Origin of the sequence: Hymenobacter telluris, from assembly GCF_017313265.1 — a bacterium.
Taxonomy (GTDB): Bacteria; Bacteroidota; Bacteroidia; order Cytophagales; family Hymenobacteraceae; genus Hymenobacter; species Hymenobacter telluris.
In genome coordinates this window covers 491,800-503,916 of sequence record NZ_JAFLQZ010000001.1, presented here as the reverse complement: position 1 = coordinate 503,916, position 12,117 = coordinate 491,800, and the positions used below count along the sequence as shown (strand labels likewise).

The window sequence follows — 12,117 nt, the reverse complement described above, 5'->3', positions numbered from 1 at the left end:
CCACCACCCGGTAGCATTGACGAAGGCGGCAGCCGAAGTAGATGCGCCGCTGACGCCAGGCTCCCCCTCTCCCCTAGGAGAGGGGGCCGGGGGGTGAGGCTCACTCAGAACAACTCATGTATTTTAAATCCACCTTCTTCGAAGACTACACCCTTGGCGAAAAGCGCGTGACCCTTGGCCGCACCATCACCGAAACGGACTTCGTGGTGCACGCCGGGCACACCGGCGACTTTTTCCCGCATCACTTGGATGCCGAGTGGTGCAAAACCCAGCCCTTCGGCCAGCGGATTGCGCACGGCACCATGATTTTCAGCATCGGCATCGGCCTCACGGCTTCCGAAATCAACCCCGAGGCGTTTTCCAAGGGCTACGACCGGCTGCGGTTCGTGAAGCCCGTGTTCATCGGCAACACCATCCACTCGGAAGTCACGATTTCCAATAAAGAGGAAGGCAAGAAGCCCGGCTACGGTACCGTGACCGAACACGTGGAAGTTGTCAACGAGCACGGTGAAGTGGTGCTGGCCTGCGACCATCTGCTGGTGGTGAAGCTGCGCGGCACCAATGGCTAAACCGTCATGCTTATCTGTCGTCCGCTTGCCGAAGCATCTCTACCGCCAAACTAACTTTCTGATGTGAGAACGAACCAGTAGAGATGCTTCGGCAAGCTCAGCATGACCGTTCTTTACTATATTATCTCTAACAAATCCCGCCCATGGCCCTCCCCACCACTGCTGCCCCCGTTGCCGTCGCTACTGCCGACCAGAACCGGAATTACTTGTTCCCGTTCATCCTGGTGGTGGGCGTATTCTTTCTGTGGGGCATGGCGCACAGCCTGGATTCCATCCTGATTCCGCACCTCCAGAAAGCCTGCCAGCTCAACAACCGGCAGTCAACGTTGGTGGATACGGCCGTGTTCCTGGCCTACTTCCTGATGGCCATTCCGGCCGGAATCCTGCTGAAGCGGCTGGGCTATAAGGCAACCATCATTCTGGGCCTGCTGGCTTTTGCGGGCGGGGCCTTCCTGTTCGTACCCGCCGCTGATGCCCGCTCCTACGGTTTGTTCCTGACCGCGCTGTTCATCATCGGCTGCGGCCTGACCACGCTGGAAACCGCCGCCAACCCCTACGCCGCCGTGCTCGGCCCGCCCGAATCCTCCACGAGCCGGCTGAACCTGGCCGCTTCGTTCAACGGGCTGGCCGTGTTCGTGGCGCCCATCATTGGGGCCAACATGATTTTGTCGGGCAAGGAATACAGCAAGGAGCAGCTGGCGGCTATGACCGACGCGGTGCGCATCGCCTACCTCAACCACGAAGCCGCCGCCGTGAAGCTGCCGTACATCGTGCTGGGGAGCGTGTTGGTGGCCGTAGCGGTACTGTTCTTTTTCAGCAAGCTGCCCGAAGTGAAGGCCGCCGAAGCCGAGCCCTCGGAAGGTGGTGGCTTCTTCGCGGTGCTGAAGCATAAGCACCTGACCTGGGCCGTGGTGGCGCAGTTTTTCTACGTGGGGGCGCAGGTATGCGTAACCAGCTTCTTTATCCGGATGGCCAAGCAGGGCGCCGGTGTTGATGAGAAAACGGCCGGTTACTACCTGGCCGTGTACGGGCTATTGTTCATGGTGGGGCGCTTCATTGGCACTGCCTTGCTGAAGTACATTGCCTCGCAAAAGCTGCTCTCCATTTACGCCATCATTGCTATGGCCTTATGCGCGGTGGCCGTGTTCGGCGACGGGGCCTACGTCATCTACGCGCTGGGCGGGCTGGGCTTCTTCATGAGCATCATGTTCCCCACCATCTTCGCCCTGGGCATTGCCGGCCTCGGCGACGACACCAAACCCGGCTCATCGTGGCTGGTGATGTCGATTGTGGGCGGCGCCATCATGCCCTATCTAATGGGCTCCCTCATCGACCTGCGCGGCGACAATATCCAAGTCGGCTACCTTGTCCCGCTGGTTTGCTACCTGGTGGTGCTGCTGTTTGGGCTGTACGGCTACCGAATCAAAGGGCGGCTGGTGTAAACCTCACGTGGGGCCTCACCCCCCGGCCCCCTCTCCGAAAAGGAGAGGGGGAGTCAGCCGCTAGGAACACTACTGCCAAAGCATAATCAAGAGAGAATACTGAATACCCACCTATACCCGCGCCGCCGTGGCTCCCCCTCTCCTTTTCGGAGAGGGGGCCGGGGGGTGAGGCGAACCGTCAGAACAACATGAAAACCCGCTTGCTTCCTAAGGCCCTCCTATTGCTCGCGCTGCCGTTTTGTGGCGGATTGCCGGCTCCGGTGTGCGCCCAGCAAGCACCTGCGGTTGACCTGCAAGCGGCTTTTCAGAACCCTCCCGAGGCCGCCAAGCCGTGGGTGTTCTGGTACTGGATGAACGCCGCCGTAACGCCCGAGGGCATTACCGCCGACCTGGAAGCCATGCGCGAGGCCGGCATCGGCGGCGCCTACCTCATGCCGATTAAGGGCGTGGAAAATCCGCCGGCCATTACACCGCCGGCCGTGCAACTCTCGCCGCGCTGGTGGCAGATGGTGAAGCACGCCATGACCGAAGCCGACCGCCTCCACCTGAAGCTGGCCATGCACGTCAGCGACGGGTTTGCGCTGGCCGGCGGCCCCTGGATTACGCCGGAGCTTTCCATGCAGAAGGTGGTGTACACCCAAACCCAGGTGCAAGGCGGCCGGCGCATCAGCCAGATGCTGCCGCAAGCCACCACCGTGCAGAATTACTACCGCGACATTGCGGTGTACGCCTACCCTACCCCAACTGGGGCAACTACCAGCGCCAAGCCGCAGGTGACGAGCAGTATAGCCGGCACTAAGCCGGAGCTGCTGGCCGTGGCGGGCAACAAGGAAGGCTTCAAAACCAGTGAGCCGGGCTGGATTCAGTACGCCTACGCCCAGCCGTTTACCTGCCGCTCCATCCGCATCCGGTCAACGGGCTATAACTACCAGGCCAACCGCCTGCGGGTGGAAGCCAGCACTGACGGCCGCACCTTCCGGCCCATCCTGCAATTGACGCCGCCCCGCAGCGGCTGGCAGGATAGCAGCGCCGTGACGCACGCCCTGCCGGCCACTACAGCGCGGTTTTTCCGCTTCGTGTACGACCCCGCCGGCTCGGAACCGGGTGCCGAGGACCTCGACGCGGCCAAGTGGAAACAGTCGTTGAAAGTGACGGAAATCCGGTTGTCGGGCGAGGCGCGCATCAACCACTACGAAGGCAAAAACGGCGAAGTGTGGCGCGTGAGTCCGCGCACCACCGCCCAGCAACTCCCCGATTCGCTGTGCGTGCCACTCAACAAGGTCGTTAACCTGACCGGCAAGATGGACACCAACGGCCGCCTAACCTGGCAGGCCCCGCCCGGCAACTGGACGGTGCTGCGCGTCGGGCACGGCTCCACGGGCCAAATCAATACCACCGGCGGCGGGGCCCGCGGCCTGGAGTGCGACAAGTTCAACCCCGCGGCCGTGAAGCTGCAATTCGACAGCTGGTTTGGCGAGGCCATCCGGCAGGGCGGGCCGGAGTTGGCGGCGCGGGTGCTGAAGATGTTCCATGTAGACAGCTGGGAGTGTGGCTCGCAGAACTGGTCGACCAACTTTGCCACCGAGTTCCGTCAGCGCCGCGGCTACGATTTGCTGCCCTACCTGCCGGTGCTGGCCGGGGTGCCGCTGCAAAGCGCCGACGTGTCGGAGCGGGTGCTGTTTGACGTGCGCCAAACCATTGCCGAGCTGGTGAACGACAAGTTCTACGTGACGCTGAAAGAGCAGGCGCACGCCAAAGGCTGCACGTTTTCGGCCGAGGCCATTGCCCCTACGATGGTGAGCGACGGCCTGCTGCACTACCAGCACGCCGACGTGCCGATGGGCGAATTCTGGCTGCGCAGCCCCACCCACGACAAGCCCAACGACATGCTCGACGCCGTTTCGGGCGCGCATATCTACGGCAAAAGCATCGTGCAGGCCGAGGCCTTTACCGAGCTGAAACTGGCCTGGGACGAGCACCCCGGTATGCTGAAGGCCTTGCAGGACCGCAACTACGCGCTGGGCGTCAACCGGATGGTGTACCACGTGTTCGTGCACAACCCCTGGCTAGACCGCCAGCCGGGCATGACGCTGAGCGGCATTGGCCTGTTCTTCCAGCGCGACCAAACCTGGTGGAAGCCCGGCCGCGCCTGGGTGGACTACGCCCGCCGCTGCCAGGCCCTGCTGCAACTCGGCCATCCCGTAACCGACGTTGCAGTATTTACCGGCGAGGAAACCCCGCGCCGCGCCATTCTGCCCAACAAGCTGGTTTCCGACCTGCCGGGCATTTTCGGGCCGCAGGCAGTGGCCGCCGAACAGCAGCGCCTCGCCAATGTGGGTTTGCCCATGCGTGAGCAGCCGGAAAAAGTCTCGGCTTCGGCCAACATGGAAACTGCCGATATGCTGGTAGACCCATTGCACGGCTACCAATACGATTCGTTCAATAAAGACGCGCTGCTGCGTTTGGCAAAGGTTAGCTATGGGGATATCACATTGCCAGGCGGAGCAAGATACCAGGTGCTTGTGGTACCAGGCGTTCAAAAAATGAGTCCTGATAATAGCGCTATGTCTCCTGAAGTGGCGAAGAAACTACGGGAGTTGGTACAGGCTGGGGCTACTATTCTAATCAACCGCCAGCCTAATCATTCACCTAGCTTGAGCGACTTTCCTAACGCTGACAAAATTGTGCAGCATGAGTCATACCAAATATTGAAGCTAGCTGGCTTGCCGACAGATTCAATGGTGACTAACCAACCCGTAGAACTTGTTTCTACCAGCAGGCATAGGCTTGAACCTTTCGTCAATCCTAATAAGATTAGGGTGATGCACGGCCCTTTCACTGCCGATTCATTTCAGGCATTGGGCTTAGAACGTGACTTCACAGCTAGCACGGCCAGCGGCCAGCGTGCTAATGGTGTTGCATGGTGCCATCGTACCGGAGGCAACTTCAATATTTACTTCGTTTCCAACCAATTAGACTCCGCGCGCACTATCAATCTGAGCTTTCGTATAAATGGTCGCCAGCCGGAACTGTGGGATGCCGTTACAGGCGAAACTCGTCTGGCTACAGAATGGAGGATTGAAAATGGCCGCACTCTGCTGCCGTTATATTTAGACCGCAATGGCTCGGTGTTCGTGGTATTCCGGGAGCCAACCGCGCAAACCGCTGCTTCAGCCGGTTCCAACTGGACGACGGTGAAGCCGGTGCAAACCGTAGCGGGGCCGTGGCAGGTCAGCTTCGACAGCAAGCAGCGCGGCCCGGCGCAGCCCGTCACGTTCAACCAGCTCACCGACTGGAGCCAGCATTCCAACGACGCCATCCGCCACTATTCCGGCACCGCCGAATACACCCACACCTTCCGCTGGAAGGGCAAGAAACGGCCCCAGCAGCGCGTGTGGTTGGAACTAGGCCAGGTGGCCAACCTGGCCGAAGTGCAGCTCAACGGCAAGCCCGTCGGTACCGCTTGGACTGCTCCCTACCGACTCGACATCACCGACGCCGTGCGCAAAGGCGACAACCAGCTCCGCATCCTCGCAACCAACACCTGGGCCAACCGCCTCACCGGCGACCAGGCCCTCCCCGCCGACCAACGTCCCACCTGGACGCCCGCACCCTCCCCCTCCCCCGCCGCCACCAAGCCCCTGCTGCCCGCCGGCCTGCTAGGCCCGGTGACCATCGGCGTTTCCACTGAAAAATAACTTAGTATGAAAAGTCTGCTCAGCTACCTGGCCCCATTCACCTCACCCCCCGCCCCTCTCTCCTCGGGGAGAGGGGGAGCCAGTCGTAAATTAATGCAGGTAGACGTCAGCAGACGTTCGGCTCCCCCTCTCCCCGAGGAGAGGGGGCCGGGGGGTGAGGTCCGCCGCCTCCTGACTCTGCTCCTTTTAGCCACTGCCGCTCCGGCAGTGGCTCAGCAAAAGGCCCTGACCAACACGTCCGCCAGCACCCATGCCAAGCTCAGCAGCGTGGACATGGGCGCCGCCACCTGGACCACCGGCTTCTGGGCCGAGCGGTTCGATGTGTGCCAGAAGTCCATGATTCCGACCATGTGGGAACTGTACCACTCCGACCGGAACCACGCGTACAAGAACTTTGAAATTGCGGCCGGCCTGGCGAAAGGCGAGCACAAAGGCCCACCCTTCCACGACGGCGACTTTTTCAAGCTGCTGGAAGCCCTAGCCGCTTCCTACGCCGTCACCCACGACCCCAAGCTCGATAAGCAGCTCGACGAGGCCATTGCATTGATTGCCAAGGTACAGCGGGCCGATGGGTACATCAGCACGCACAGCACCATTGCCGAGCTGAACAATCCAGGGCAGAAGGCGGCTTTCAAGGACCGGCTGAACTTCGAGACCTACAACCTGGGCCACCTGATGACGGCGGCCTGCGTGCACTACCGCGCCACCGGCAAGACCTCTATGCTGGACCTGGCGAAGAAGTCGACAGATTACCTCTACAACTTCTACAAAAGAGCCTCGCCGGAGCTGGCGCGCAATGCCATCTGCCCCGCGCACTACATGGGCGTGGTGGAAATGTACCGCACCACCCGCGACCCGCGCTACCTGGAACTGGCCCAGAGCCTGATTAATATCCGGGGCCTAGCGGCCGACATTGGCACCGATGACAACCAGGACCGGGTGCCGTTTCGGCAGATGCAGAAAGCCGGCGGCCACGCGGTACGGGCCAACTACCTCTTCGCGGGGGCGGCCGACGTGTACGCCGAAACCGGCGACAAAACCCTGCTCACTACCCTGGACCGGATGTGGGACGACGTGACCCAGCACAAACTATACGTCACCGGCGCCTGTGGAGCCCTTTACGACGGCGTATCGCCGGACGGCACGGCCTACAAGCCCGACACGGTGCAGAAAATCCACCAGGCTTACGGGCGCGACTACCAGTTGCCCAACCACACGGCCCACGGCGAAACCTGCGCTAACATCGGCAACGTGCTCTGGAACTGGCGGATGCTGCAAGTAACCGCCGACGCCAAGTACGCCGACGTGCTCGAAACGGCCCTCTACAACAGCGTGCTGTCGGGTATCAGTCTGGATGGGCAGCGGTTCCTGTACACCAACCCGCTGGCGTACTCGGCGGCGCTGCCGTTTTCGCAGCGGTGGTCGAAGGAGCGGGTGGACTACATCAGCCTCTCCAACTGCTGCCCGCCCAACGTGGTGCGCACCATTGCGGAGGTCAACAACTACCTCTACAGCGTGTCGGATAAAGGCTTGTGGCTGAACCTGTACGGCGGCAACAACCTCAACACCAAGCTCAAAGACGGTTCCCTCGTTAAGCTCACTGAGGAAACCAACTACCCCTGGGATGGCGCCGTGAAACTGACGCTAAGCGAGGCGCCGAAGAAACCGTTTTCGTTGTTCCTACGGGTACCGGGCTGGTGCGAAGGTGCTACGCTGCTCGTAAACGGCAAGCCGGAATCAGTAACGTTGAAGCCCAGCACTTACGCCGAAGTGAACCGCCGCTGGAAAGCCGGCGACAAGGTGGAGCTGAACCTTCCGATGCCCGCACAACTCGTTGAAACCAACCCGCTGGTAGAGGAAAACCGCAACCAGGTAGCCGTGAAGCGTGGCCCCGTGGTCTACTGCCTCGAAGCCAACGACCTGCCCGCTGGCAAACCCCTGAGCGGCCTGCTCATACCCGCCAACGCCACCCTCACCCCGCGCCACACAACAGTAGCCGGCTCCGATATCGTCTGGCTGGAAGGCCAGGGCGAGTTCGTGGACAACTCGGCTTGGAAAGGCCAGCTCTACCACCCCATTGCTAGAGAAAAGCCTGCCACCGTACCCTTCAAGCTGGTTCCCTACTACGCCTGGGGCAACCGCGGCTTAGGCGATATGCAGGTGTGGCTCCCGGTGAGCCGGTAGGGACCTCACCCCCCGGCCCCCTCTCCTCAGGGAGAGGGGGAGCCACAACGAACAAAATCTTTGAATTAAGAAAGAAATGACTCCATCTTCTATATATCTCAACACTACTTATCCAAATTATCAGGCTCCCCCTCTCCCTGAGGAGAGGGGGCCGGGGGGTGAGGTGTGCCGCCGTGTTACCCCCTCTCCTTTTCATGTCGCGCATCAAGCGAGTGTAGGGGGCCGGCCCCGGAGGGGTCCCGTGAGGCCTCTCGTCTGCACGATACTTCTTTTTCTCGCTCCGCTCCTGCTCTGGGCCGAAGTCAAGCTGCCTTCCCTTTTCACCGACAACATGGTGTTTCAGCAGCAGGCCGAATGCGCCGTGTGGGGCTGGGCCAAGGCGGGCAGCACCGTGACAGTGGCACCCAGTTGGGGCAAGCAGAAATACACTGCGAAGGTGGACGCGGCTGGTACGTGGCGGCTGAAGGTGAAGACCCCAACGGCTGGCGGGCCTTACGAGCTGACCGTTAGTGACGGTACGCCGGTGAAGCTGAAGAACGTGCTGGTAGGGGAAGTCTGGTTGTGCGGCGGGCAGTCGAACATGGAGATGCCTATGAAGGGCTTCAAGGGCCAGCCCATTCTGGGTTCCAACGAGGCCATTCTGCACTCGAAAAACGACCAGCTTCGCCTCTATACCGTGCCCCGCTCCTCGGTGACGGAGCCGCAGGAAAACAGCAAACCCTCGCCCTGGCGGCTGGCTGAGCCGGAGGCTGTATCCAATTTCAGCGCTACCGGCTACTACTTCGGGCGGCTGCTGCAGGAGCAGTTGCAGGTGCCAGTGGGTTTGATTCATTGCAGCTACAGCGGCTCCTACATTGAAGCCTGGATGGACGCCGAGAACCTGCGGCAGTTTGCGGGCGTGAAGATTCCAGCTAAAGGCGACACCATCAAGCAGGTCAGCCGCACGCCTACTACGCTCTACAACGGCATGTTGCACCCCATTGAAGGCTACGGCATTAAAGGCGCCATCTGGTACCAGGGCGAATCCAACTACGACCGGCCCGACGAGTACGCCAAGCTGTTTACGGCTATGGTGAAGCAGTGGCGCACCAAGTGGGGCATGGGTGACTTCCCGTTTTACTACGCCCAGATTGCGCCCTTCGACTACACCCGCACTTCCACCAACAAGGGCGGCAAGTACAACTCGGCTTTCATCCGGGATACGCAGCGCAAGTTGCAGGACCAGGTGCCCAACACCGCCATGGCCGTTCTGCTGGATATTGGCGAGGAAACCAGCATCCACCCGATGCGCAAAGAGCCCGGCGGCACCCGCCTGGCCTTGCTGGCCCTATCTCAAACCTATGGGCGAAAAGGCTTCGGTGCCCTAAGTCCAACCTACGAGTCGATGACGGTGAAGGACAATTCGGTAGCCGTCCGCTTCAAGAATTCGCCGAATGGCATGACTAGCTTCGGGCAGGAGCTAACCGGCTTTGAAGTAGCCGGCGACGACCAGAAGTTCTACCCCGCCAAAGCCACCATCAACGGCAGCAGCATCACCGTCTCATCCGACGCAGTGAAGGCACCCGTAGCCGTACGCTACGCCTTCCACGACTTCACCCGCGCCACGTTGTTCAGCACCGAGGGCCTGCCGGTTTCGTCGTTCCGCACCGACGATTGGGCGCAATGAGGATGTTCTACCGTGCGCCTCACGGGACCCCTCCGGGGCCGGCCCCCTCTCCCGTGGAGAGTGGGTGCCAGACGATTCAAAACCGCGCCGCCGTAGCTCCCCCTCTCCACGGGAGAGGGGGCCGGCCCCGGAGGGGTCCCGTGAGGCCCCTTGTCTGCACAATCCTGGCACTCCTCCCCTTCCTCACTACTGCCCAAAAGCCCACGGCTGAAAACCCCGAGCTAGCCACCAATAATATCATCTGGACCAGCCCGAGCAAACACAGCGGCGAATCGATGCCGTGCGGGGGCGGCGACATCGGGCTGAACGTGTGGAGCGAGGGCGGCGACGTGCTGTTTTACGTGGCCCGCAGTGGCACTTTCGATGAGAACAACAGCCTGCTGAAACTGGGCCGGGTGCGCTTGCGCCTGAGCCCAAATCCGTTCGAAGGCGGCCCCTTCAAGCAGCAGCTCAACCTGCAAACCGGCGACGTAACCCTAACCGGCACGGCCGGTAGCCGCTCGGCGCAGGTACACATTTGGGTGGATGTGTTTCGGCCGGTGGTGCACGTGGAAGTGAGCAGCACCGAGAAGCTGACGGCCACGGCCAGCTACGAAAGCTGGCGCTTTCAGGATCGGGTACTGAAAGGCAAGGAAAACAACCAGAACTCTTATAAGTGGGCGCCGCAGGGCGAGGTAAAAACCCGCCACGACAGCATCAGCTTCCGAAGCCAAACCGTCGAGTTTTTCCACCAGAACCGCCTGCAAACCGTCTTCGATGTAACGGTGCAGCAGCAGGGCTTAGCGGCGGTGAAAACGCAGCTGTTCAACCCGTTGCAAAACCTGATTTTTGGTGGGGCACTGCAAGGACCGAACATGGTGCCGGCCGGTACCACCGACGGCCAGTACCTGCGCACGCCCTACCGCAGCTGGGCGCTGAAAAGCCGCCAACCGGCCCGCTTTCACTCCCTCACACTGGCCCTGCACACCACCGTCGCCCCGGCGGTGGCGCAGTGGCAGCAGGAGCTACAGCAAACCCAGAAGGCAGCCCGGCAGAACCAGAAAGCGAACCGCACGCGCACCGTGGCGTGGTGGCGCGAGTTCTGGAGCCGCAGCTTCATCCACATTCAGCCCGAAAAAGCGGCGACCAACGCGCCCGAATGGCAGGCGGGCCGCAACTACCAGCTGATGCGCTACCTGCTGGGCTGCAACGCGTTTGGGCAGTATCCCACCAAGTTCAACGGCGGCCTGTTCACTTACGACCCCGCCCTGACCGACTCCACCCTCAAGTTCACGCCCGACTTCCGTAACTGGGGCGGCGGCACCCACACCGCCCAAAACCAGCGCCTCGTGTACTGGCCCCTGCTCAAAAGCGGCGACGCGGCCCTGCTGAAACCACAGTTCGATTTCTACCTCCGCCTCCTACGCAACGCTGAGCTGCGCACCCACACCTACTGGAACCACCCCGGCGCCTGCTTCACCGAGCAGCTCGAAAACTTCGGCCTACCCAACCCCGCCGAGTACAACTGGAAACGCCCTGCCGATTTCGATAAAGGCATGGAACACAACGCCTGGCTGGAATACGAATGGGACACCGTGCTGGAATTCTGTTTGATGATGCTCGACGCCGAGCAGTACGCCGGCCAGGATGCCACGCCGTATTTGCCCTTCATCGAAAGCTGCCTCACCTTCTTCGACCAGCACTACCAGTACCTCGCCCGCCAGCGCGGCGCCAAAGCCCTCGACGGGGAAGGCCACCTGGTGCTCTACCCCGGCTCGGGGGCCGAGACCTACAAGATGGCCTACAATTCCACCGCCACCATTGCCGGCCTGCGCACCATGCTAACCCGTCTGCTGGCCCTACCTAGCACATACGGTACGCCCGAGCAGCGCCAGCAATGGACTGCCATGCTGGGCCGGATTCCGGAAATCAGCCTGCGGACCGTGGAAGGCCACCAGCTGCTGGCCCCGGCCAAACTGTGGGAACGGGTCAACAACACGGAGAGTCCGCAGCTGTACCCGGTGTTTCCGTGGGGCATCTACGGCATCGGGAAGCCCGACCTGGCCACGGCCGTCAACACCTACCGCTACGACCCCGATGTGCAGAAATTCCGCAGCCACGTGGGCTGGAAGCAGCACAACATCTTCGCCGCCCGCCTCGGCCTCACCGAAGAAGCCGCCGAGCTGACGGTGAAGAAGCTGCAAGATTCCGGCCGCCGCTTCCCCGCGTTCTGGGGCCCCGGCTACGACTGGACGCCCGACCACAACTGGGGCGGCTCCGGCATGATTGGCTTGCAGGAAATGCTCCTGCAAACTGATGGTCGCCGCATCTTCCTGCTCCCCGCCTGGCCCCGCGACTGGGACGTGCATTTCAAGCTCCACGCCCCTTACCAAACCACTGTGGAAGCTGTGGTGAAAGATGGAAAAGTGCAGGTGCTGAAAGTAACGCCGGAGTCGCGGCGCAAGGATGTAGTGGTCGAGGAATAGATAATTTTCAAGCTCTTACAACCACACGTAGACAATAAGGATGCATCTATGTGTGACTGTAAGAGCTTTTGCTAGTTTGAATAGCTACCTTGA

6 protein-coding genes are annotated in these 12,117 nt (G+C 61.3%); all 6 read left to right on the top strand.

Annotated features, from left to right (window positions below; genetic code table 11):
* Positions 1–116: 116 nt before the first annotated feature.
* The 6 genes from J0X19_RS01895 (at position 117) to J0X19_RS01870 (ending at position 12,024) form a co-directional block, all read left to right on the top strand.
* Positions 117–569, top strand: a complete 453-nt coding sequence (locus J0X19_RS01895) for a MaoC/PaaZ C-terminal domain-containing protein (RefSeq protein ID WP_206980181.1) — start codon at positions 117–119, stop codon at positions 567–569.
* 143 nt (positions 570–712) lie between these two features.
* Entirely contained in the window at positions 713–2,011 is a 1,299-nt protein-coding gene (gene fucP / locus J0X19_RS01890) for an L-fucose:H+ symporter permease (protein WP_206980180.1), read from the top strand.
* A 188-nt stretch (positions 2,012–2,199) separates the two neighbouring features.
* A complete protein-coding gene (locus J0X19_RS01885) occupies positions 2,200–5,709 on the top strand; it encodes a glycosyl hydrolase (protein ID WP_206980179.1) in 3,510 nt (1,169 codons plus the stop codon).
* Positions 5,710–5,715: 6 nt separating this feature from the next.
* A complete protein-coding gene (locus tag J0X19_RS01880; protein ID WP_242581825.1) occupies positions 5,716–7,893 on the top strand; it encodes an aceric acid hydrolase in 2,178 nt (725 codons plus the stop codon).
* Between the two features lie 241 nt (positions 7,894–8,134).
* Positions 8,135–9,559, top strand: coding sequence for a sialate O-acetylesterase (locus J0X19_RS01875; protein WP_317194725.1), 1,425 nt, complete (start codon positions 8,135–8,137; stop codon positions 9,557–9,559).
* A gap of 140 nt (positions 9,560–9,699) precedes the next feature.
* The gene (locus tag J0X19_RS01870; protein ID WP_206980178.1) at positions 9,700–12,024 is read left to right on the top strand and encodes a DUF5703 domain-containing protein; all 2,325 of its coding nucleotides are present in this window, start codon (positions 9,700–9,702) and stop codon (positions 12,022–12,024) included.
* The last annotated feature ends 93 nt before the right edge of the window (positions 12,025–12,117 follow it).

Excerpts from the sequence above, each read along its gene's own strand:
- fucP (WP_206980180.1), top strand. The coding sequence starts at position 713 with ATGGCCCTCCCCACCACTGCTGCCCCCGTTGCCGTCGCTACTGCCGAC.
- J0X19_RS01880 (WP_242581825.1), top strand. The coding sequence starts at position 5,716 with ATGAAAAGTCTGCTCAGCTACCTGGCCCCATTCACCTCACCCCCCGCC.
- J0X19_RS01895 (WP_206980181.1), top strand. The coding sequence starts at position 117 with ATGTATTTTAAATCCACCTTCTTCGAAGACTACACCCTTGGCGAAAAG.
- J0X19_RS01885 (WP_206980179.1), top strand. The coding sequence starts at position 2,200 with ATGAAAACCCGCTTGCTTCCTAAGGCCCTCCTATTGCTCGCGCTGCCG.